Genomic DNA, 22,187 nt, shown 5'->3' on the forward strand with positions numbered 1-22,187 from the left:
TCTTACACGAACGTCTAGCGGCCGGGTACAGTGCTGTCATGGGACACAAGGAAGACCTGCTCGAAGGCGCCAAGCGCTGCCTCCTGGAGAAGGGGTACGGGCGCACCACGGCGCGCGACATCGTCGCCGCCTCGGGCACCAACCTCGCCTCCATCGGCTACCACTACGGCTCCAAGGACGCCCTGCTCCAGCAGGCCTTCCTGGCCCTCACCGAGGAGTGGGGGGACCAGGCCGGCGCGGCCGGCGCGGAGGGTGCCGAGGCGCTGCCGGCCGACCCGTACGAGCGTTTCCACGCCGTCTGGGAGCAGGTCATCGCCGCGGCCGGGGCCAGCCGGCCCGTCTGGAAGCTCCAGACCGAGATCGTCACCCGGCTCGACGACGACGAGAAGCTGCGCGACGCCATCAAGGAGCCGCAGCGCGAGGGGCGGCTCGGGATGGCCGAGGGGTTCCTCGGGATCGACCCCGAGGCGGACCCCGAGAAGGCCCGGGTGGCCGGACTGCTCTGCCAGGCCCTGGCGACCGGCGTGATGATCCAGTGGATGGTCGACCCGGACACCGCTCCGACCGCCGACGACCTCACGGAGGGGCTCAAGGTCCTGATGGGGGAGCGGGGCTGACGTTCCGCCACCACTGTCCGAGGGGTGAGAAGGAGCGGTGCTCCCGCCGTCCATGATGCGGGCCGTCGATTGACCGTCTTGCGGCACTCCGGCTATGTTGCGCGCCATGCACCGTTCCGCGCTTCTCACGACACGAGGTCATGTCGACCTGAAGCGTGTGTGCTCCGCCGCGTGTCCGTAGGCCCGCGAGCGCACGGCGCTGACCGCGCGGATTCCTGACACCCCGAGAGCACCACCGGGGGAGTGGGCCCGTCGCGCGCCGGCGCTCCGCCGAGAGCAGCGCTCCCGCCCGGGAGCTTCGAGCGTCCGCCCGCCTCCGGAACACACCGGCCCACCGGCCTTCCGGTACGCCGCCCGTCCCCGCCGCCGTACCCGCGGCCGGGACGGGCGGCCGCGCCTCGCGCGGCGGCGGTACGCACCACCGCAACGGACCCGAAGAAGGCCCTCGTGGACAGAACGCGCATGTCCTCCTCCCGCCCCGTCCCCCTGCGCCGCGCGGACATCCCGTCCGCGGCCGGCCCGCCGCGGCGCGCCTCCAGCACCGGCGCCGTGCTGGGGGCGATCCTCGACCACGGCCCGGTCGCCCGCAGCACGATCGCCCGGCTCACCGGTCTCTCGCCCGCCTCGGTCACGGGCCACTGCGGCGTCCTGATCGGCAGGGGGCTCATCAAGGAGGGCCCCGAGACGGCCGGTCCGCGGGGCCTCGGCCGCCCGCACGTCCCCGTCGAGATCGACACCGCGCGCTACCTCCTCGCCGGTGCGCACGTCGCCGTCACCCACACCACGCTCGCCCTCATGGACCTGCGAGGACGTCTGGTCTCCGAGGAGCGCCTCCCGCACACGAGCACCGAACCCGCCGAGGTGCTGGGCCGGGTGGCGGAAGCGCTGCCCCGGATGCTCGCCGCCCACGGCTCGGGCCGGACCGCGCTCGCGCTGGGCGTCGCCACCGGGCACTGGGTCGACCCGGCCGCGGGGGTCGTGCTCCACCATCCGCAGCTGGGCTGGCGGGACGTCCCGGTGCGGGAGGTCCTCACCAAGGCCACCGGGCTGCCCGTCCATGTGGACAGCCACTCGCGCGCCCTCGCCCGCGCCGAGCAGCTCGTCGGCGTCGCGTCGACCCGGGCCAGCGCGGTGGTGCTGTTCGTCGGCAACGTGGTGGACGCGGCCTTCGTCTCCTCGGGCACGGTGCACCAGGGGCCGAGGTTCGGCGCGGGCAACGTCGCTCACCTGCCGGTCGGGACGGGCGACGGCAGCACGACGTGCGTCTGCGGCGTTCCCGGCTGCCTCCAGTCCGAGGTGTCGGAGCCCGCGATGCTGCGCCGGGCCACCCGGCAGGGCCTCCGTGTCGCGACGTTCCCCGAGCTGTTGCGGCGAGCCGTGGAGGGGGAGGCCGCCGCGGTCTCGCTGTTCCGCCGTCGGGCCCGGTTCGTCGGCAGGGCGGCGGCCGTCCTCCTCGACATGTTCGACCCCGAGGTGTTGGTGGTCGTCGAACCGGGTGCCGGCCGACTGGCTCCCTGCCTGGCCGAGTTGCGGGCCGTCGCGGCCGAACGGTCCCTGGTCTGCGACGACCCCGAGCGGTCCGTCGTGCCGAGCAGCTTCACCGGCCGGGTGCTGGCCACCGCGGGGCCGGCCGTCGCCCTCGGCGCCCTGCACGACGATCCGCTCGGTCCCTGGCCCGCGCTGCCCGCGGTGTCCTGACGGCGGGCGGGGAGGGTGGTGCGCCCTCCCCGCCGTGTGCCGGTACGGCCACCCGTACGGCCGGCGAATACCGACTTAATTCAGAGAGTTGCATTGTTGACCGGGGCGGATCGCGAACGGGAAGATGTATTCATGAGCAGCCCGCAGAGGATCCGACGCCACGTGCCGAATTCGGCACCTGCCCGGCGTTCCTGTTGTCCCTGCCGCGTCGCCCGGTAATTCGAGCGGTATTCCCGACTTCCGCTTCCGCTCCTGATCCCGGATTCCATGTGCGCGCCTTTCCGTGCGCGTGACGTCCCGGCCTTCCGTCGCCGTGCCCCTGTGGCGCCGCGTGACCTCGTACCGCCGTGCCCGGGTCCGCCGTGCCCTCGTACCGCCGTGCCGGGGTCCGCCGTGTCCGGGTCCCGCCCGCGCCCTCACCGTCCCGTACGTCCCTCTCCGTCGCCCGGGGGAAACATGACTGTCTCGTTGTCCTCGCATCCCGCGGCCGGTCTCGCACCCGGCCTCTTCAAGCAGGCGTTCCGCGCCTATCCGGCCGGCGTCGTGGTCGTCACCGCGGACGCCGGAGCCGGCCCCGTCGGCTTCACCGCGACCTCGCTCACCTCCCTCTCCCTCGAACCGCCGCTCCTCTCCTTCGGCATCGCGACCCGCTCCTCCTCCTGGCCGCACATCGAGCGCGCCACGTCGGCGGTCGTCAACTTCCTGGGCGCCGAACAGGAGGACCTGGCCAGGCGCTTCGCCACCAGCGGCATCGACAGATTCGCCCACCCCACCGGCTGGCGGCGGCTCGCGCAGGGCGCCCCGGTCCTCGACGGCGTCACCGCCTGGCTGCGCGTCGACATCGAGCAGCTCGTCCCCGCCGGCGACCACCGCATCGTCATCGGCCGTGTCGTGGACGCCTGGCAGGACACGGACCGGCGCCCGCTGCTGTTCCACGACGGCGGCTACCACTCCCTCTGACTCTCCCCCCGCCCGCGAGCACCGCACCCGACAGGAACTCCTCCCATGCCTTCCTTCCCGCACCCGCCACCGTCCCCCGCCCTCGCCCGAAGGGGGTTTCTCGCCCTCGCGTCCGGCGCCGTCCTCGCCGCCGCGGGATGCGCACCCCAGACCGGAAACGCCGCCCATTCCGTACCGCTGAAGGAGCTGCCCACCGGCCCGCCGCCCGCCGGAACGTCGCTGACCGTCGCCGTCCGCAGCGCGCGCATTCAATTCGAGGAATCGGGTATCGGGAAGAAACTTCCCTTCACCGTCTCCGAGTGGCCCAATCTGAGTGCCGGACCCGACATCATCCAGGGATTCCGGGCGCACTCCATCGACCTGGCCAGCAACGCCGGAATTCCGCCGATCCAGGCCGAGGCCATCGGCGTGGAGTCCCGCATCGTCGCCGTACAGGTGCGCAGACAGCCCTCGTACGTCTTCGCCACCGCACCCGGCGTCGAGCTCCGGAGCGTCGCGGACTTCCGGGGCAGGAAGATCGCCTTCTCGCAGGGGCAGGCACAGGGCGTGGTCGTCCTGCGCGCGCTGAAGCAGGCCGGGATCGCCAACGGCGACGTCGATCTCGTCGAACTGCCGAGCACGCAGTTCCTCACCGCGCTGCAGTCCAAGCAGGTCGACGTCGCGCCCCTGGGCGAGCCGACGCTCACCAAGTACCTGACCCAGTACGCGAAGGACGGTGCCCGCCGGGTGGCCACCGACGTCATCGACCTGCTGACCGTCCTCTGGGCCCCCGTCGAGGTGCTGAACGACCCGGCGAAGGCCGCGGCCGTCCGCAGCTTCGTCCCGCTGTGGGCCCAGGGCGTGGTGTGGGCGTGGGAGAACACCGACCGCTGGATCGACGCCTACTACGTCAAGGACCAGGGCGTGAAGGAGGCCGACGGCCGCCGCATCGTCGCCTCCCTCGCCAAACCGCAGTTCCCCGTCTCCTGGGACAAGGCCATCGCCTGGGAGCAGGAGACCGCCGACCTGCTGGCCGAGGGAGGGTTCGTGCCGAAGCTGGAGGCCGCCACGCTGTTCGACCGGCGCTTCGAGGGCCTCGCGGCCGGCGCCGTACCCGCCCAGTACCGGGAGGGGTCATGACCGACGCCCTGACCGATGTCCGCACCCTCGTCCCGGCGGACGCGCCGGCCCCGCCGCGGGAGCCGGACGACACGACGGCCCCCACGGCCGCGGCCCGGAAGCCGGCCGCCGCGCCCCCGGACGCCGTCGCGGCGCACCGCACCCGCGTCCACAGGCGGCGACGTCTGGGCCCCGGCCGGGGCGTTCCGTTCGGCCGGCTCCTCGGCCCCGCGCTGGTGGTCGCCGTCTGGTGGACCGCCTCCGCGGCCGGCTATCTGGACCCGCGCATCCTCTCCGGGCCCGGGGCGGTCGTCTCCACGGCCGTCGAACTGATCGAGGACGGCCGCCTCCAGGGCAATGTGCTCGTCTCCTTGCAGCGGGCCGGCCTCGGGCTGTTGCTGGGGGTCGGCGCGGGAGTGCTGCTCGCCGTCGCCTCCGGACTCAGCCGCACCGGCGAGTACCTCGTCGACGGGCCTCTCCAGATCAAGCGTGCCATACCGTCGCTCGCGATGCTGCCGCTGCTGATCCTCTGGCTCGGCATCGGCGAGCAGATGAAGATCACCGTCATCGCCCTCGGCGTCGCCGTGATCGTGTACGTCAACACGTACGCCTCGCTGACCAGCATCGACAGCCGTCATGTGGAGCTCGCCGAGGTGCTGGAGCTGGGTAGATGGCAGTTCCTGCGCAAGGTCGTCCTGCCCGGTTCACTGCCCGGCTTCTTCGTGGGGCTGCGGCTCGGCGTCACCTCGTCGTGGCTGGGGCTGATCGTCGTCGAGCAGGTCAACGCCACCAGCGGCATCGGCTACATGATGTTCCAGGCCCAGCAGTACGCCCAGTCCGACGTGATCATCGTCGGCCTGGTGGCCTACGGAACCTTCGGATTCGCCTCCGACGCCCTCGTCCGAGCCGTCGAGAGGAGGGCCCTGTCATGGCGACGCACGCTGGCGGGCTGACGAGGGAACACGATCCGCGCCCCTCCGACCTCAAGGCTCCGACCCCCGACGGGCGGGCTCCCGGGGCAGGGCCCGCCGTACGGGCCGGCCGCCTGGTCCGCCGCTTCGGTGATCGGATCATCCTCAAGGAGATCGATCTCACCCTGGCCGCAGGGGAGTTCACCGCCCTCCTCGGGCGCAGCGGCTCCGGCAAGTCCACCCTGCTGCGCGCCGTGGCCGGTCTCGACCACGACGTCGAGGGATCGGGGGAGCTGCTCGTTCCCGACCGGGTCTCGCTCTCCTTCCAGGACTCCCGGCTGCTGCCGTGGCTGCGGGTCCTGGACAACGTGACCCTGGGACTGCGAGGGCCCGGTGCCCAGGAGCGCGGCCGGACCGCCCTCGCCGAGGTGGGCCTCGCCGGCCGCGAGCGGTCCTGGCCGCACGAACTGTCCGGCGGTGAGCAGCAGCGGGCCGCGCTCGCCCGCGCGCTCGTACGCGATCCGGAACTGCTCCTGGCCGACGAGCCGTTCGGCGCGCTCGACGCGCTGACCCGGATCAAGATGCACGACCTGCTGCGCGAACTGTACGAACGCCACCGGCCCGCGGTCCTCCTCGTCACCCACGACGTCGACGAGGCCGTCGAACTCGCCGACCGCGTCCTCGTCCTCGACGAGGGGCGCATCTCGGTCGACCTCACCATCGACCTCCCCACCCCGCGCAACCGGCGCGACCCGCGGTTCCAGCAGTACCGCGACGCCCTGCTCGCCTCGCTCGGCGTGCACTCCGCACCGCACACCCCCGCCCCCCGCCAGGAGGACCACTCCCATGCCGCACACGTCTGACCGTCCCGGCCGCAAGCCCCTCCACCTCAACGCCTTCCTGATGTCGGTCGGCCACCACGAGGCGGCCTGGCGACTCCCCGAGAGCCCCGCCGACGGCGGCACCGGCATCGCGCACTACCAGAACCTCGCCCGCATCGCCGAACGCGGCCTGCTCGACTCGGTCTTCCTCGCGGACAGCCCGGTCCAGCACGGGGACCCCGGGCGCCGGCCCGTCAGCAAGCTGGAGCCGACCGTGCTGCTCACGGCCCTGGCGGCCGTCACCAGCCGCATCGGGCTCATCGCGACCGCCTCCACCAGCTACAACGAACCCTTCAACCTGGCCCGCCGCTTCAGCTCTCTCGACCACGTGTCGAACGGGCGGGCCGGCTGGAACATCGTCACCACGGCCGGAGCGGACGCGGCCCGCAACTTCGGTCTCGACGACACCCCGCTGCACCGCGAGCGCTACCGGCGCGCGGCCGAGTTCGTCGACGTGGCCACCAAGCTGTGGGACAGCTGGGCCGACGACGCGGTGGTGGCGGACAAGGAGGGCGGGATCCACGCCCGCGCCGACCGGGTCCGGCCCGTCGGCCACCGGGGCGAGTTCTTCCGGGTGGAGGGGCCGCTGAACGTCGAGCGCTCCCCCCAGGGCTACCCCCTCCTGGTGCAGGCCGGGTCGAGCGAGGACGGCAAGGACTTCGCCGCCCGTTACGCCGAGGCGGTGTTCACCGCACAGCAGACCCTGGAGGAGGGCATCGCCTTCTACAAGGACGTCAAGCGGAGGGCACTCGCGCTCGGCCGGGACCCCGACGGCATCAAGATCCTCCCCGGCATCGTCCCCGTCATCGGCGACACCGAGGAGGAGGCCCGCGAGCTGGACGCCGAACTCGACCGGCTCATCGTGCCGGAGTACGCCAAGCGCCAGCTGGCCCAGCGGCTGCGGATCGCGCCCGACGAGCTCGACCTGGACGCCGAACTGCCCGAGAACATCCCGACCGAGGACGACATCGAGGGCGCGAAGAGCCGCTACACACTGATCGTGGAGCTGGCCCGCCGCGAACGCCTCACCGTGCGCCAGCTGATCGGACGGCTGGGCGGCGGCCGGGGACACCGTACGTTCGCCGGTACCGCCGAGCAGATCGCCGACACCATCGAGCACTGGTACGTCAGCGGCGCGGCCGACGGCTTCAACATCATGCCGGCCGTCCTGCCGTCGGGCCTGGAGGTCTTCGTCGACCGGGTGGTGCCGCTCCTCCAGGAGCGCGGGCTGTTCCGCACCGAGTACACCGGCACCACCCTGCGGGACCACTACGGCCTGCCCCGCCCCGCCAACCGCCTGTTCGACACCGTGGAGCACGACGCCGGCCACCTCGGCATCGGTCTGGTCGAGACCCGGTGAGCGACTGTCCCCCGCACAAGGGCGGCGGCCCTGCCCCGGGAGCGGCGCGCCCCGGCTGGGCGCGCCGCCTCGGCGGGTACTGCCTCCGCCGCCGCACCGACCTCCTGCTCGCCTTCGGCGCCGCGGCCGTGGCGGCCGTCGCCACCGCCTCGCTGCCCCTCCTGCTGCGCCATGTCGTCGACGGCGTCGCCGGTGGTGCCGCCGACTCCACGACGGCGTCCCTCACCCCCTGGATCCTGCTGCTGACCGGCATCGGCGCCGTGCGCTTCGCCGGGAGCTTCGTCCGCCGCTACTGCTCCGGACGGCTCTCCCTGGGGGTCCAGTACGACCTGCGCAACGACGCCTTCGCGGCACTGCTGCGGCTGGACGGCACGCAGCAGGACGACCTGCGCACCGGCCAGGTGGTGAGCCGTTCCATCTCCGACATCACCCTGATCCAGACACTGCTGCAGTTCCTGCCCAACATGACCGGCAACGCCCTGATGTTCGGCGTCTCGCTGGTCTTCATGGCCTGGCTCTCGCCGCTGCTCACCGTCGTCGCCCTGGTCGTCGGCCCGCTCCTGTGGCTGATCGCGCTGCGCGGCAGGCGCACGCTGTTCCCCGCCAACTGGCACGCCCAGCAGGAGGCGGCCGAGGTCGCCTCCGCCGTCGAGGCCACGGTCACCGGGGTCCGGATCGTCAAGGGCTTCGGTCAGGAGCGGCGCGAGCTGGAGGGGCTGGAGCGCCGCGTCCGCGGACTGTTCTCCTCCCGGCTGCGCGTCGTCGCGTTCACCAGCCGCTACAACCCTGCACTGCAGGCGGTCCCCGCGCTGGGCCAGGTGGCGGTCCTCGTGTTCGGCGGGTGGCTGGCGCTCGACGGCCGCGTGTCGCTGGGCACCTTCCTCGCCTTCACCGCCTACCTCGGCTCCTTCGTCACCCCGGTCCGGCAGGTGGCGACCCTGCTCACCGTCTGGCAGCAGGCCAGGGCCGGCGCGGAGCGCGTCTTCGAGGTGATCGACGAGAAGCCAGGGATCACCGACACCCCGGGCGCCCGCGACCTGTCCGCCGACGCCCCGGACGTCCGCGACCTGCCCGCCGACGCCCCGGGCGCCGGCGGCCTGCCCGCCGGCCTCCCGGCGCTCGTCTGGGACGACGTGACCTTCGCCCACGGGACCGGCGAGCCCCTGCTGCGCGGCTTCAGTCTGGACGTACGCCCGGGTGAGACGCTCGCGCTCATCGGCCCGGCGGGATGCGGAAAATCCACCGCCGTCGCGCTGCTGCCCCGCTTCTACGACGTGGATGCGGGCACGGTCCGGGTCGGCGGGCACGACGTCCGCGAGCACTCCCTGGCCGGTCTGCGCTCCCGTATCGGCTTCGTCTTCGAGGAGAGCCTGCTGCTCTCCGACACCGTACGGGCCAACATCGCCTACGGTCGTCCGGACGCCGACGACGAGGAGATCCGGGCGGCCGCCCGGCTGGCGTGCGCCGAGGAGTTCGTCCAGCGGCTGCCCGACGGCTACGACACCCTCGTCGGGGAGCAGGGGCTGACGCTCTCCGGCGGCCAGCGCCAGCGGATCGCGCTCGCCCGTGCCCTGCTCGGCGACCCCGCCGTCCTGGTCCTCGACGACGCCACCTCCGCGATCGACGCCCGGGTCGAGGCCGAGATCCACGCGTCCCTCCGCGAGGCCGGGCGACGGTGTACGACGGTCCTCGTCGCCCACCGCGAATCGACGCTGGAGCTCGCGGACCGGATCGCGGTCATGGACGGCGGCCGGATCGTCGACACGGGCACCCTGGACGAGCTGCGCTCCCGCTCGGCCCTGTTCCGCTCGCTCCTGGCCATGGACGGGGACGAAGGGGAGCGGGCTGCGGCCCCGGCCCCGGCGCGGGGCGTCACCGAGGAGCTCTGGCGTCGCCCCGCGGAGTCCGGGCGCGTCCACGACGAGTCCACGGCCGTACGGGCCGCCCATGCGCTCGCCGAGGCCGCGGCCACCTCCGGGCCGGGCCGCGGCGGACCGGGTGGCGGAGTCCTCGGCTCCGCACCGCCCACCCCCGAACTCCTCGCCGCCCTCGAACGCCTTCCGCTGCCCGAGGACGACCCCGAGGTGCCGCTGGAACAGGCGGTCTCGGCCGACCCCTCGTTCCATCTCGGCACCCTCCTGAGGCCCTTCCGGGTGCCGCTGCTCGCCGGACTTCTCCTCGTCGCCGTGGACGCCCTCGCCCAGATCGCCGTCCCCGTCCTCGTACGCCACGGCGTGGACGGCGGCGTCGCGGCCCAGGCCCGGGGCGTCCTGCTCGCGGCATCGGCGACGGCCGCCGTCGTCGTCGGCCTGAACTGGCTCGTCGGCGTCGCCCAGGTCCGCACCACGGGACGCACCGGCGAGCGACTCCTCTACACCCTGCGGATCAAGACCTACGCCCAGTTGCAGCGACTCGGCCTCGACTACTACGAGGGGGAGCTCGGCGGCCGGATCATGACGCGGATGACCACCGACGTGGACGCCCTGTCGAACTTCCTCCAGACCGGTCTGATCACCGCGGTCGTCAGCCTCCTCACCGTCCTCGGTGTCCTGGCCGCGCTCCTCGTGATCGACGCCGGCCTCGCGCTCGTCCTGCTCGCCGCGCTGCCGCTGCTGATCGGCGCGACCGCCGTGTTCCGCCACTACTCGGTGCCCGCCTACCTGGAGGCCCGGGAACGGATCAGTACGGTCAACGCCTGCCTCCAGGAGAACGTCGGCATGCTGCGCGTCACCCAGGCGTTCCGGCGCGAGCGGCACAACGCCGACCACTTCGCCGCCCTCGCCTGGTCGTTCCGCGACTCGCGGCTGCGCGCACAGCGCTACATGGGCACCTTCTTCCCGTTCGTGGAGTTCCTCGGCACGCTGTCCACCGCCGCGGTGCTGGCCGTCGGCGTGGGACAGGTGCGCTCCGGGGAGCTGACCGCCGGGACGCTGATCGCCTTCCTGCTCTACGTCGAACTCTTCTTCTCGCCCATCCAGCAGCTGTCCCAGGTCTTCGACGGCTACCAGCAGGCGGTCGTCGGGATGAGCCGGCTGCGCGCCCTGATGCGTACCCCCGTCGCCACACCCCCGGCGGCGGCACCGCGTCGGGTGACCTCGCTGCGCGGTGAGATCGAGTTCGACGACGTGTCGTTCCACTACGCGGGCGGCCGGGAACGGGACGTGCTCCACGGCGTCCGGCTGCGTGTCGCCCCCGGCGAGACGGTCGCGCTCGTGGGGACCACCGGCGCGGGCAAGTCCACGGTCGTCAAGCTCCTGGCCCGGTTCTACGACCCGGTGGCCGGGACGGTACGGGTGGACGGGCACGACCTGCGCGATCTCGACCTGACCGGCTACCGCCGCAGGCTGGGCATCGTGCCGCAGGAGCCGCATCTGTTCGGCGTCACCGTCCGCGACGCCATCGCCTACGGCCGCCCGGACGCCACCGACGCCGAGGTGGAGGCCGCCGCCAGGGCGGTCGGGGCCCACGACACGGTGGCCGCGCTGCCGGCCGGCTACCTGACGCCCGTGGGGGAGCGGGGTCACGGGCTCTCGGCCGGGCAGCGTCAGCTGCTCGCGCTCGCCCGGGCCGAGCTCGTCGACCCCGACGTCCTGCTGCTCGACGAGGCGACCGCCTCGCTGGACCTCGCCACCGAGCGGCGTGTGGCCGCGGCGGTCGACGCGCTCAGCCGCAGACGGACCACGCTCGTCGTCGCGCACCGGCTCACCACCGCGGCGCGCGCCGACCGCGTCATCGTCCTGGAGGCGGGCACCGTCGTGGAGAGCGGCACCCACGCCCAGCTCCTCGCGGGCCAGGGACCCTACCGCCGCCTCTGGGACGCCTACCGGCAGAGCGCCACGACCACCACGACCACCACGACCCCGTCCGCCCGTCCGGCGGCGGATCACGACGACCGACTCGTTCAAGGGAGTGCGCGATGACCACCGAACACCGCCTGCTGGGCCGCACCGGCGTCAGGGTGAGCCCGCTGTGCCTGGGCACGATGATGTTCGGCGCCCGCGGCAACACCGACCACGCCGACAGCGTCCGCATCATCCACCGGGCCCTGGACTCGGGCATCAACTTCGTCGACACCGCCGACGTCTACTCGGCCGGGGAGTCGGAGACGATCGTGGGCAAGGCCCTCGCCGGAGCCCGCCGGGACCACGTCGTCCTGGCCACCAAATTCCATGGCAGTCTCGGCGACGACCCCAACGAGCGCGGCAACAGCAGGCGTTGGATCGTCCGCGAGGTCGAGAACAGCCTGCGTCGCCTCGGCACCGACTGGATCGACCTCTACCAGGTGCACCGGCCCGAGCCGGAGACCGATTTCGACGAGACGCTCGGTGCCCTGACCGATCTCGTCCGCCAGGGCAAGATCCGCTACATCGGCACCTCCACCTTCGAACCCTCCGCCATCGTCGAGGGCCAGTGGATCGCCGAGCGCCGGGGCCGCGAACGCGTCGTCGCCGAACAGCCGCCGTACTCCCTGCTGGCCCGCGGCGTGGAGCGTGAGGTGCTTCCCGTCGCCCAGCGCTACGGGCTCGGCGTGCTCACCTGGAGCCCGCTGGCCGGCGGCTGGCTCTCGGGCCGCTACCGCAAGGGGGCGGAGCAGCCCGCGTCCAGCCGCATCGACCGGCAGGCCGCCCGCTTCGACATCGGCGACCCCGAGAACGCGGCCAAGCTCGACGCCGCCGAGGCGCTGGCCCAGCTCGCCGAGGAGGCCGGACTGACGCTCGTCCAGCTCGCGCTGGCCTTCGTCCTGGAGCACCCCGCCGTCACCTCGGCGATCATCGGCCCGCGGACCTTCGAGCAGCTGGAGGCGCAGCTCGGCGCGGACCGGATCCGGCTGAGCCGGGACGTCCTCGACCGGATCGACAAGATCGTGCCGCCGGGCACGAACCTGTCGGCCAGGGACGCCGGGTACGTGCCGTCCGCGCTGGGGGAGCCCGGCCTGCGCCGCCGTCCCCGGCCCTGACCGGCCACCGGGTCTACAGCTTGGCGGACTTCAGGGACATGTGGAGCAGGAGGCGGTCCTCGCCGTCGTCCAGGTCCAGACCCGTGAGCTGTTCGACCCGGGACAGCCGGTAGTAGAGGGTCTGCCGGTGGATGCCCAGGGCCGCCGCCGTGCGGCCCGCCTGGCCCGCGTTGTCGAGGAACACCTCGGCCGTGCGGGCCAGTTCGGCGTGGGCCGGGGCGAGCAGCGGCGCGACGACGGGGTCGATCTCGGGGTGGTAGAGCGCCGCGAGCAGGCGGTACGGCCCGATCCCGGCCCACTCCGCGACCGGGCCGAGCGTCGGCTGGGCCGTCGCGGCACGCGCCGCGGTACTGGCCTCGCGCCAGGCCGCCGGGAGCTCCGTGAGGCCCCGGCGGGGGTTCGCGATGCCGGCCGGCACGGCGGCGCGCAGCCGGTCCGCGGCGACACGGGCGGGGGAGAGGTCCTCGGCCGTGCGCAGCCGTACGAGGACGGCGAGGGACTCGCTCTCCGGGAGCGTGGCGACCGCCGCCGCGCCGGGGACCGCCCGGATCGAGGGGGCCTCGCCCTGCCAGGGGGTCACGCAGACGACCGTGTGCAGGCCGTCCGCGCTGGGGCCCAGAGCCGCCCGGAGCGCCGCGACGGCCATGTCGCTCTGCCAGCCGCGCCCGGCGGTGAGCACCGCGACGAACTCACGGGAGAGGTCGGAGTCCGCGCGCTCCTCGTCGGCGAGGAGCCCGCCGATCCGGGTGGCGACCTCCATCGCGGCCGTGAGCTGGGCGGGTGTGGGGCCGGGCTCGGCGTCCAGCAGCCAGACGTACCCGAGGACGACACCCCGATGGCGTACGGGAAGACAGATCCGGTCCCGGAAGACACCCGCGTCCGGGGCGGCCGGGATGCGGACCGGGCCGGTCGCCCGGGTGATGCCGAAGCCCTCGAACCAGGCGCGGACCGCCGGGGTCGACTTCCGGGTCAGGATCGACCGCGTCCGGACGGGGTCCATCGCGGCGTCGTCGTCGCTGTCGTGCGCCCCGAAGGCGATCAGCCCGAAATCACGGTTCTCCAGCGTCGCCGGGGTGGCAAGCAGCGCCGAGATCTCGTCGACCAGTTCCTGGTAATCGCCCTTCACGGGGCCATTCTCGCACCCCTTCAGACACATGTATGAGATGCCGCGCACGGATGCGTGACAGCTGTCGATGGCAGAGGATCGGAGCGATCCATAGGTTTCACGGTGGTTCTCCGTGCTGTTACCCGTTTCTTACGAAAGATCGGGTACAGCCCCCTTCGTCACTGTCCTTTTGGAGGTGCCCCGTGCTGGGTCCCGTGATCCTCGCCGCGTCGCGCAGCGACAAGATGCGCCGTTTCGTTTCGGCCGCCCCCGGGACCAAGCAGGTCGTCGCCCGCTTCATCGCCGGTCAGTCGGTCGACGACGTCGTCCCGATCGTCCAGGAGCTGAGCGACCGCGGCCTGGAGGTCACCCTCGACGTCGTCGGTGAGGACATCACCACCGTCGAGCAGTCGTACGCCGCCCGGGACGCCTACCTGGAGCTCATCGGCCGCCTCAAGGAGCTGGGCCTCGGCGCCCGCGCCGAGATGTCCGTGAAGCTGTCGATGTTCGGCCAGTCGCTGGAGAACGGCCACGAGCTGGCCCTCGCGAACGTCCGCCCGGTCGTCGAGGCCGCCGCCGAGATCGGCACCACCGTCACCCTGGACGCCGAGGACCACACCACCCTCGACTCGATGTTCGCCATCCACGAGGAGCTGCGGAAGGGCTTCCCGCAGACCGGCTGCGTCATCCAGGCCTACCTCTTCCGCACCGAGGACGACGCCCGTCGCCTCGCCGCGAACGGCTCCCGTGTCCGGATCGTGAAGGGCGCCTACAAGGAGCCCGCCTCCGTCGCCATCCAGGAGAAGCCCGAGATCGACAAGGCGTACGTCCGGATCATGAAGATCCTGATGGACGGCGAGGGCTACCCGATGATCGGCTCGCACGACCCGCGTCTGATCTCCATCGGCCAGGAGCTGGCCCGCCGCGCCGGCCGCAAGCTGGACGAGTACGAGTTCCAGATGCTCTACGGCATCCGTGGCGAGGAGCAGAACCGTCTCGCCGCCGAGGGCCACCGCATGCGTGTGTACACCGCGTACGGCACCGACTGGTACGGCTACTTCATGCGCCGTCTCGCGGAGAAGCCGGCCAACCTGCTCTTCTTCGTCCGCTCCATCCTCACCAAGGGCTGATCAACGACATGAGCGGCGTCTGCCAGCACCCTGGAGCAGGGTTTCGACAGACACCGCTCATCTCATCGGCCGACCGCGTCGGCCCGTGTCGCAAAGGAGTACTGCGACTTGTGACTCCGCCCCTTGAGGCTTCTCACTTGCCCACCGCAGTGGACTCATGACGGTCAAGCCCTGACCGCCGCCAAACGTACGCCCAAACGCTTCGCTCAATCGCCGCTGAAGCCCAGCATTCACTCGGAAGAGGTACCCCATGGATGCCGTCACCCAGGTCCCCGCTCCGGTCAACGAGCCGGTGCACAGCTACGCCCCCGGCTCCCCCGAGCGCGCCCGTCTCGAGGTCAAGCTCAAGGAGCTGGCCGAGAACCCGCGCGAGCTGCCGATGACCATCGGTGGCGTGAAGCGCCTCGGTGGCGGCGAGGAGTTCAAGGTCGTCCAGCCGCACAACCACAAGGCCGTCATCGGCACCTTCCGCGGCGCCACCACGCAGGACGCCCAGGACGCCGTCGACGCCGCCCTCGCCGCGGCTCCGGCCTGGCGCGCGATGGCCTTCGACGACCGCGCCGCGATCATCCTGCGCGCCGCCGAGCTGCTCGCCGGCCCGTGGCGCGAGACGCTGGCCGCCTCGACGATGCTCGGCCAGTCGAAGACCGCCCAGCAGGCCGAGATCGACACCCCGTGCGAGCTCGTCGACTTCTGGCGCTTCAACGTGGCGTACGCCCGCCAGATCCTGGCCGAGCAGCCGCCGGCCAACTCCCCGGGTGTGTGGAACCGTCTGGACCACCGCCCGCTGGAGGGCTTCGTCTACGCGATCACGCCGTTCAACTTCACGGCCATCGCGGGCAACCTGCCCACCGCCCCCGCCCTCATGGGCAACGTGGTGGTCTGGAAGCCGTCCCCGACGCAGACCCACTCCGCCGTGCTCCTCATGGAGCTCCTGGAGGAGGCCGGCCTGCCGAAGGGCGTCATCAACCTGGTGACCGGCGACGGCATCGCCGTCTCCGAGGTGGCCCTGAACCACCGCGACCTGGCCGGCATCCACTTCACCGGTTCGACCAAGACCTTCCAGCACCTGTGGAAGACGGTCGGCACCAACATCGAGAAGTACCGCTCGTACCCGCGGATCGTCGGCGAGACCGGCGGCAAGGACTTCGTCGTCGCCCACCCGAGCGCCGACCGCGCCATCCTGAAGACCGCGCTGAACCGCGGCTCCTTCGAGTTCCAGGGCCAGAAGTGCTCCGCGTCCTCGCGTGCGTACATCCCGGCCTCCATCTGGAACGACGGCTTCAAGGAGGAGTTCGCGGCCGAGATCGACGGCATCACCATGGGTGACGTCACCGACCTGTCGAACTTCATCGGCGCCGTCATCGACGAGCGCTCGTTCGCCAAGAACAAGGCCGCGATCGACCGTGCCGCGGCCGACCCGACCTGCACGATCATCGCCGGTGGCACGTACGACGACTCGGTGGGCTACTTCGTCCGCCCGACCGTCATCGCGTGCACCGACCCGGAGAACGAGGTCTTCAAGGCCGAGTACTTCGGCCCGATCCTCGCGATCCACGTGTACGAGGACGAGAAGTACGACGAGATGCTGACCCAGATGGAGTCGGTCTCGGACTACGCCCTCACCGGCGCGGTCATCTCCGGTGACCGTGCGGCGGCCGCGTACACGATGGAGAAGCTCCGCTTCGCGGCGGGCAACTTCTACATCAACGACAAGTCGACCGGTGCCGTCGTCGGCCAGCAGCCCTTCGGCGGCGGCCGTGCCTCGGGTACGAACGACAAGGCCGGCGCCCCGCAGAACCTGATGCGCTGGACGCTGACCCGCGCCATCAAGGAGACGCTGGTCCCGCCGACCGAGTACGGCTACCCGCACATGGGCTGACGCCCCCCGGCCTCCCTGAGGCCCCCTGACACCGCCCCCCTCCTCAGTTCCCCCAACTCGAGGACGGGGGCGGTTCTCATTCCCCCTTCACGACGCGCCGGGCCAGGAAGTCGCCGATCAGTCCGGCGACGGCCGGGGCGTGGGTCTCCAGGGCGAAGTGGCCCGTGGGGAGGAGGTGGACCTCGGCGTCGGGGAGGTCGCGGAGGAAGGCTTCGGCGCCCGCCGGAACGAAGACCTGGTCGCCCTCGCCCCAGACGGCGAGGAGCGGGACCCGGGAGGTCCGGAAGTACTCCTGGAAGGCGGGGTAGAGGTCGAAGTTGGATCCGTAGTCGGCGATGAGGCCGAGCTGGATCTCGTCCTGGCCCTCGCGGGCCATCAGGGCGGCGTCGTGGTGCCAGGCGTCGGGGCTGAGGAGGTCGCGGTACGCGGCGGGGACGCCGGTCTCGTACTGCCAGCGGATGCCGTCGAGGGAGCGGATGGCGCGGACCGGCTCCTCGGTCTCGGGGGTGCGGTCCGCGATCAGGGCGAGGACCGGGGCCCAGGCCTCGGCGCCGAGGCCCTCCTCGTAGGCGTTGCCGTTCTGGGTGACGATCGCGGTGATCCGCTCGGGGTGGGCGAGCGCGAGGCGCAGGCCGATGGGGGCGCCGTAGTCCTGGATGTAGAGGGCGAACCGGTCCAGGCCCAGGACCTCGGTGAACTCGGCGGTGAGCGCGGCCAGCTCGGCGAAGGTGTAGTCGAAGTCCGCGGCGGAGGGGGCGGCGCTGCGGCCGAAGCCCAGGTGGTCGGGGGCGATCAGCCGGTAGTCGTCGGCGAGCAGGGGGATCAGGTCGCGGAACATGTGCGAGCTGGTGGGGAAGCCGTGGAGCAGGAGCAGCACGGGGGCGTCGGCCGGGCCCGCCTCGCGGTAGGAGATCTCGTGGCCGCGGACGGTGGCGGTGCGGTGGTGGGTCGGCAGCACGGTCGTCATCTCTCTAACCCCTTATATGCGTGTGACTGGTTATGGGAAGACTCAATCAGGTGATCACCTAACCTGTCAATGTGTAGTGACCGGTTAGTCGAGTGTGTGCTCCGGGAGCCGCGGGCCGTCGCGGAGTGGTCCTCGCGGGATGACCGTCGTGCGACCCCCGGAGGACTCTCGGTCCCACGCCGTCTCAGATAGTAGGAAGTCCGAGTAATTGTGGAGACAGATGCGGCGCCCTGCCCTAGCTTTGTAGAAGCCGAACGTCTCGCTACATCAGCGAATGGCGGTCGAGAGCGCGACGCCCCTGTGCAGGCAACCCCTGCGGCGGCGCTCCCCGCCCCTGCCGGCGCCTTCGATCACCACTGATCTCCGCACTTTCGGGTCATCACTGATCTCAAGGAGTCGATCCCTCATGGCCACTCAGACCACCCGCCGCGTCCGCCACTCCGTCAACCGCTCCGGTGACGAGGCCCGCCAGAACGCCGCCGCCGCCCTCCAGCGCGCCCTCGACCGCCGTGACAACGGCGGCTCCACCGGCCACTGATCCGAAGGGTCCCCCGTTCGGGGGCCCTTCGTCCGTTCGGGCTGTCCGTTCGTCCACATGATGGACGCAGCGTGTCAGACGATGGGACGAAGAGTAGGGTGCCGACATGTCTCACAGCATCAATCTCGCAGTCATTCCCGGCGACGGCATCGGCCAGGAGGTCGTGGCCCAGGGCCTCAAGATCCTCGCGGCCGTCCTTCCCCAGGACGTGAAGCTGGAGACCGAGGAGTACGACTTCGGCGCCAAGCGCTACCACGCTTCCGGTGAGACCCTCACCGACGCCGACCTCGACTCCCTCAAGAAGCACGACGCCATCCTGCTCGGCGCCATCGGCGACCCGTCGGTGCCGTCCGGCGTCCTGGAGCGCGGCTTCCTGCTGAAGCTCCGCTTCGCCTTCGACCACCACGTGAACCTGCGTCCCTCGAAGCTGCTCCCCGGCGTCGCCACCCCGCTCGCCGGGCAGCCCGAGATCGACTTCGTCGTGGTCCGCGAGGGCACCGAGGGTCCGTACACGGGCAACGGCGGCACCATCCGCAAGGGCACCCCGCACGAGGTCGCCACCGAGGTCTCGGTCAACACCGCCTTCGGTGTCGAGCGCGTGGTCCGGGACGCCTTCGCCCGCGCCCAGGCCCGTCCGCGCAAGAAGCTGACGCTGGTCCACAAGAACAACGTGCTGACCTTCGCCGGCCACCTCTGGACGAACATCTTCACCAAGGTGTCCGCGGAGTTCCCCGAGGTCACCACCGACTACCTGCACGTCGACGCCGCGACGATCTTCCTCGTCACGGACCCGGCCCGCTTCGACGTCATCGTCACCGACAACCTCTTCGGCGACATCATCACCGACCTCGCCGCGGCCGTCTCCGGCGGCATCGGCGTCGCCGCCTCGGGCAACATCAACCCGAGCGGCGAGTTCCCGTCCATGTTCGAGCCGGTCCACGGCTCCGCGCCGGACATCGCGGGTCAGGGCAAGGCCGACCCCACGGCCACCGTCCTCTCCGTCGCCCTTCTGCTGCGCCACCTCGGCTACGAGACCGAGGCCGCCCGGGTCGAGAAGGCCGTCGCGGCCGACCTCACCGAGCGGGGAGAGTCCGTCCGTACGACGGACGAGATCGGCGACGCGCTCGCCGCGCGAGTAGCGAGCTGACCCGCGCCGACTGACATCTGACAGCAGCCGCCGGGTCGCACACGCACCCGGCGGCTGTTCTTTGTGTGGTCGCGGGGTGCACCATCGAACCCTGGACCGCGTTCACCCGTTTCGTGCACAGGTCCCCGCGAGCGATAATCGAACGTGGGGCCGCGGCATGCGGGCATGCTCGGACGTCCACACAGTCATGGACATCAGCCGATGACTGGGTGGTGAGCGCGGTCCGACCCACACAACCGGTGAAGGACACGCACTCATGACGACGCCCATGATCGAGCTCAAGCCCTCCTCCAACCCGCTGTCCGACGCGGAGCGCGAGGCGATCCTGGCCAACCCCGGATTCGGCCGCCACTTCACCGACCACATGGTCACCATCCGGTGGACCGAGGGTCGCGGTTGGCACGACGGTCAGCTGGTGCCCTACGGCCCGCTGCACCTGGACCCGGCGACGAACGTCCTGCACTACGCGCAGGAGATCTTCGAGGGTCTGAAGGCCTACCGCCACCCCGACGGCTCGGTCGCCAGCTTCCGTCCGGACGCCAACGCCCGCCGTTTCCAGGCCTCCGCGCACCGTCTGGCCATGCCGGAGCTGCCCGTCGAGACCTTCGTCGCGGCCTGTGACGCCCTCGTCCGGCAGGACAAGGCGTGGGTTCCGGCGCACGGCGGCGAGGCCTCGCTCTACCTGCGCCCGTTCATGATCGCGACCGAGATCGGCCTGGGCGTCCGCCCGGCCAACGAGTACCTCTTCGTCGTCATCGCCTCCCCGGCCGGTCCGTACTTCCCCGGCGGCGTGAAGCCCGTCTCCATCTGGCTCTCCGAGAACCGCGTCCGCGCCGTCCCCGGCGGCATGGGCGACGCCAAGACCGGCGGCAACTACGCGGCCTCCCTGCTCGCGCAGGCCGAGGCGGCGGGGAAGGGCTGCGACCAGGTCGCGTACCTCGACGCCGTGGAGCACAAGTGGGTCGAGGAACTCGGCGGCATGAACCTGTACTTCGTGTACGGGAACAAGCTCGTCACCCCGGCGCTCACCGGTTCGCTCCTCGCCGGCATCACCCGTGACTCGCTGCTCAAGCTGGCGGCGGACCTCGGCCTGGAGCCGGAGGAGGGTCGCGTCTCCATCGACCAGTGGCAGGCCGACTCCGCGAACGGCACCCTGACCGAGGTCTTCGCCTGCGGCACCGCCGCCGTGATCACCCCGGTCGGCACGGTCAAGTCCGAGCGGGGTGAGTGGCAGCAGTCGGGCGGCGAGCCCGGTGAGGTCACGATGAAGCTGCGCGAGGCGCTGCTCGCGGTCCAGACCGGCAAGGCCGAGGACGTCCACGGCTGGATGCACGAGCTGGGCTAGAGGGCGTCTCGCCGATCAGGCCGGGCTCGCGGGGCCTGATCGACAAGACACCCCCTAGTCGCTACTCCGTTCCCACCAGGGCTTCCGGGGCCGTCACGGTCCCGGGAGCCCTGTGCGGTGTCAGGGCGGCGTACAGCGCGCCGCCCACCACCCCCGACAGCACGAAGCTGCAGTCGATCCCGCCCGTCAGGGCGAGCAGCGGCCCCTCGTAGAGCGGCGTCGACACCCCGGCCAGGCCGACCGCCGCGCCGATCGCCCAGGAGGCGGTGGCGCGCGGGTGCCAGCCCGCCGAGAACCAGTAGATCCCGCCGCGCGAGCGGCGGTTGTAGACCTGGAGCGCCTCCGGGTCGTACGTCCCCCCGCAGCGCGCGTGCCCGATCAGGGTGATCACGGCCCACGGGGTGCCGATCGCGGTGAGCAGCAGGACGAACGAGGTCATGGCCGTCTGGGCGTCCGAGGCGAAATGGCCGAGGAAGACGAAGCCCGTCGCCACCGCCGCGACCACGAGCGTGGCGCGCGCCCGGGTGGCGCGGGGCAGGATCGCGTCGAGGTCGAGCCCCATCGAGTACAGCATCAGCCCGGCGTTGCCGACCGATCCCGCCGTGGCGGCGAGCAGCAGCGGCACCAGGTACCAGGCGGGGGAGGCGGCGACGAGCGGCCCCGCGTAGTCGAGCGCGCCGCGGGCGGCGAGCGCCGTGTACGTACCGAAGAGCTGGGGGATCAGCAGGCCGACGAGCAGGCCGAGACAGGTGGCGCGCCAGACCTTCTTCGCGCTGTGCCGTTCGGGTGAGATGTACCGGGTGTAGTCGCCGAGCAGGGTGATGAAGGCGACCGGTCCGCTGAGACCGGCGGCGACCGCGGAGAGCAGCCAGGTCGGCCAGAACGAGCCGAGGAGGTACGGGGTGTCCGGTACGGCCGCCGGAGTGAAGTCACCGGCGTAGGCGACCAGGCCGAGAGCGAGGAGCACGGTCATGCCGACCGCGAGGGCCTTGCTCAGCTTGAGCAGCAGCCGGTAGCCGTACACGGCGGCGACCACCGTGCCCGCGGCGAGCAGGGCGTAGACCAGGGCGTGCGAGGCGCCGCCGGTCGGCAGGCCGACGAGCCGGGCGAGCGTCCCGACCATGACGTCTCCGCCGATCCACAGCGTCAGCGCGGTGTAGCCGAGCGACAGCAGCAGCCCGACCACCGAGCCGACGAGCCGGCCGCGGACGCCGAAGAAGGCGCCGGAGGAGGTGGAGAGGTTGGTGGCGGTACGGAGGGAGACGAGCGCGAGCGGGGCGGTGACGGCGACGCCGACGACGGTGCCGGCGACGACGGAGGTGACCGAGGCCCAGAGGCCGAGTCCGAAGGAGACCGGGAGCCAGCCGAAGACGATCACCCCCAGGCAGAGGTTGGAGCCGAGCAGGATCGAGACGAGATCCCGGGGGCCGCTGGTGCGTTCGGCCTCGGGGATGGTGTCGACTCCGCGCTGTTCTATCGGCATGAGGACTCCTGGGGAAGGGAGCGGGTGGCGCATTTAGAGTGACGCTCAATGTGACCTAAGGCTGTCGGCCACGTCAATCCTTGGCTGTCAGCTCGCGAGCATTTAGAG

General features: G+C 71.7%; 17 protein-coding genes. 14 read left to right on the forward strand and 3 right to left on the reverse strand.

All coding sequences use genetic code 11. The annotated features are described in order from the left end of the window. Positions 1 to 38 precede the first annotated feature (38 nt). The 9 genes from OG580_RS25575 (at position 39) to OG580_RS25615 (ending at position 12,482) form a co-directional block, all read left to right on the forward strand. Positions 39 to 617, forward strand: a complete 579-nt coding sequence (locus OG580_RS25575; protein ID WP_267046005.1) for a TetR/AcrR family transcriptional regulator — start codon at positions 39 to 41, stop codon at positions 615 to 617. A gap of 462 nt (positions 618 to 1,079) precedes the next feature. Beyond that, on the forward strand, positions 1,080 to 2,315 hold the full coding sequence (locus OG580_RS25580; RefSeq protein ID WP_267048125.1) for an ROK family transcriptional regulator: 1,236 nt from the start codon (positions 1,080 to 1,082) through the stop codon (positions 2,313 to 2,315). A 456-nt stretch (positions 2,316 to 2,771) separates the two neighbouring features. Further along, the gene (locus tag OG580_RS25585) at positions 2,772 to 3,275 is read left to right on the forward strand and encodes a flavin reductase family protein (protein ID WP_267046006.1); all 504 of its coding nucleotides are present in this window, start codon (positions 2,772 to 2,774) and stop codon (positions 3,273 to 3,275) included. A gap of 45 nt (positions 3,276 to 3,320) precedes the next feature. After that, a complete protein-coding gene (locus OG580_RS25590; protein WP_267046007.1) occupies positions 3,321 to 4,394 on the forward strand; it encodes an ABC transporter substrate-binding protein in 1,074 nt (357 codons plus the stop codon). Further along, entirely contained in the window at positions 4,391 to 5,326 is a 936-nt protein-coding gene (locus OG580_RS25595) for an ABC transporter permease (protein ID WP_267046008.1), read from the forward strand. The genes OG580_RS25590 and OG580_RS25595 overlap by 4 nt, the downstream gene beginning before the upstream one ends. Beyond that, a complete protein-coding gene (locus tag OG580_RS25600) occupies positions 5,302 to 6,147 on the forward strand; it encodes an ABC transporter ATP-binding protein (protein WP_267046009.1) in 846 nt (281 codons plus the stop codon). Before OG580_RS25595 ends, OG580_RS25600 begins: the two co-directional genes overlap by 25 nt. Continuing rightward, positions 6,131 to 7,525 (forward strand): LLM class flavin-dependent oxidoreductase, encoded by a 1,395-nt coding sequence (locus OG580_RS25605; RefSeq protein ID WP_267046010.1) that lies wholly within the window; start codon positions 6,131 to 6,133, stop codon positions 7,523 to 7,525. Before OG580_RS25600 ends, OG580_RS25605 begins: the two co-directional genes overlap by 17 nt. After that, on the forward strand, positions 7,522 to 11,445 hold the full coding sequence (locus OG580_RS25610; protein WP_267046011.1) for an ABC transporter ATP-binding protein: 3,924 nt from the start codon (positions 7,522 to 7,524) through the stop codon (positions 11,443 to 11,445). The genes OG580_RS25605 and OG580_RS25610 overlap by 4 nt, the downstream gene beginning before the upstream one ends. Next, positions 11,442 to 12,482: an aldo/keto reductase gene (locus OG580_RS25615; RefSeq protein ID WP_267046012.1), complete on the forward strand. Its 1,041-nt coding sequence runs from the start codon at positions 11,442 to 11,444 to the stop codon at positions 12,480 to 12,482. The genes OG580_RS25610 and OG580_RS25615 overlap by 4 nt, the downstream gene beginning before the upstream one ends. A gap of 13 nt (positions 12,483 to 12,495) precedes the next feature. On the opposite strand, the gene OG580_RS25620 is transcribed toward OG580_RS25615, so the two are convergent. Beyond that, positions 12,496 to 13,608, reverse strand: a complete 1,113-nt coding sequence (locus OG580_RS25620) for a CdaR family transcriptional regulator (protein WP_267046013.1) — start codon at positions 13,606 to 13,608, stop codon at positions 12,496 to 12,498. Positions 13,609 to 13,790: 182 nt separating this feature from the next. On the opposite strand from OG580_RS25620, the gene OG580_RS25625 reads away from it, so the two are divergent. Both OG580_RS25625 and pruA read left to right on the forward strand, forming a co-directional pair. Then, on the forward strand, positions 13,791 to 14,717 hold the full coding sequence (locus tag OG580_RS25625; protein WP_267046014.1) for a proline dehydrogenase family protein: 927 nt from the start codon (positions 13,791 to 13,793) through the stop codon (positions 14,715 to 14,717). Positions 14,718 to 14,967: 250 nt separating this feature from the next. Beyond that, positions 14,968 to 16,599 (forward strand): L-glutamate gamma-semialdehyde dehydrogenase, encoded by a 1,632-nt coding sequence (pruA, locus tag OG580_RS25630; protein ID WP_267046015.1) that lies wholly within the window; start codon positions 14,968 to 14,970, stop codon positions 16,597 to 16,599. Between the two features lie 76 nt (positions 16,600 to 16,675). On the opposite strand, the gene OG580_RS25635 is transcribed toward pruA, so the two are convergent. Continuing rightward, positions 16,676 to 17,566, reverse strand: a complete 891-nt coding sequence (locus OG580_RS25635; protein ID WP_267046016.1) for an alpha/beta fold hydrolase — start codon at positions 17,564 to 17,566, stop codon at positions 16,676 to 16,678. Between the two features lie 406 nt (positions 17,567 to 17,972). On the opposite strand from OG580_RS25635, the gene OG580_RS25640 reads away from it, so the two are divergent. From OG580_RS25640 to OG580_RS25650, 3 genes are all read left to right on the forward strand, one after another. Next, positions 17,973 to 18,104, forward strand: a complete 132-nt coding sequence (locus tag OG580_RS25640) for a hypothetical protein (protein ID WP_267046017.1) — start codon at positions 17,973 to 17,975, stop codon at positions 18,102 to 18,104. 106 nt (positions 18,105 to 18,210) lie between these two features. Continuing rightward, complete coding sequence (locus OG580_RS25645; RefSeq protein ID WP_267046018.1) at positions 18,211 to 19,251, forward strand: 3-isopropylmalate dehydrogenase; 1,041 nt, start codon at positions 18,211 to 18,213, stop codon at positions 19,249 to 19,251. A gap of 256 nt (positions 19,252 to 19,507) precedes the next feature. After that, positions 19,508 to 20,596 (forward strand): branched-chain amino acid aminotransferase, encoded by a 1,089-nt coding sequence (locus tag OG580_RS25650; protein WP_267046019.1) that lies wholly within the window; start codon positions 19,508 to 19,510, stop codon positions 20,594 to 20,596. A 61-nt stretch (positions 20,597 to 20,657) separates the two neighbouring features. Here the strand turns inward: OG580_RS25650 and OG580_RS25655 are convergent, their stop codons facing one another. Beyond that, entirely contained in the window at positions 20,658 to 22,079 is a 1,422-nt protein-coding gene (locus tag OG580_RS25655; RefSeq protein WP_267046020.1) for a cytosine permease, read from the reverse strand. Between the last annotated feature and the right edge of the window lie 108 nt (positions 22,080 to 22,187).

The sequence above is a fragment of the Streptomyces sp. NBC_00094 genome, assembly GCF_026343125.1.
In the GTDB taxonomy this organism is placed as follows: Bacteria; Actinomycetota; Actinomycetes; order Streptomycetales; family Streptomycetaceae; genus Streptomyces.

Coding starts and splice junctions, on each gene's coding strand:
- OG580_RS25615 (WP_267046012.1), top strand. CDS start 11,442: ATGACCACCGAACACCGCCTGCTGGGCCGCACCGGCGTCAGGGTGAGC.
- pruA (WP_267046015.1), top strand. CDS start 14,968: ATGGATGCCGTCACCCAGGTCCCCGCTCCGGTCAACGAGCCGGTGCAC.
- OG580_RS25645 (WP_267046018.1), top strand. CDS start 18,211: ATGTCTCACAGCATCAATCTCGCAGTCATTCCCGGCGACGGCATCGGC.
- OG580_RS25575 (WP_267046005.1), top strand. CDS start 39: ATGGGACACAAGGAAGACCTGCTCGAAGGCGCCAAGCGCTGCCTCCTG.
- OG580_RS25580 (WP_267048125.1), top strand. CDS start 1,080: ATGTCCTCCTCCCGCCCCGTCCCCCTGCGCCGCGCGGACATCCCGTCC.
- OG580_RS25605 (WP_267046010.1), top strand. CDS start 6,131: ATGCCGCACACGTCTGACCGTCCCGGCCGCAAGCCCCTCCACCTCAAC.
- OG580_RS25635 (WP_267046016.1), bottom strand. CDS start 17,566: ATGACGACCGTGCTGCCGACCCACCACCGCACCGCCACCGTCCGCGGC.
- OG580_RS25585 (WP_267046006.1), top strand. CDS start 2,772: ATGACTGTCTCGTTGTCCTCGCATCCCGCGGCCGGTCTCGCACCCGGC.
- OG580_RS25595 (WP_267046008.1), top strand. CDS start 4,391: ATGACCGACGCCCTGACCGATGTCCGCACCCTCGTCCCGGCGGACGCG.
- OG580_RS25650 (WP_267046019.1), top strand. CDS start 19,508: ATGACGACGCCCATGATCGAGCTCAAGCCCTCCTCCAACCCGCTGTCC.
- OG580_RS25640 (WP_267046017.1), top strand. CDS start 17,973: ATGGCCACTCAGACCACCCGCCGCGTCCGCCACTCCGTCAACCGCTCC.
- OG580_RS25600 (WP_267046009.1), top strand. CDS start 5,302: ATGGCGACGCACGCTGGCGGGCTGACGAGGGAACACGATCCGCGCCCC.
- OG580_RS25655 (WP_267046020.1), bottom strand. CDS start 22,079: ATGCCGATAGAACAGCGCGGAGTCGACACCATCCCCGAGGCCGAACGC.
- OG580_RS25590 (WP_267046007.1), top strand. CDS start 3,321: ATGCCTTCCTTCCCGCACCCGCCACCGTCCCCCGCCCTCGCCCGAAGG.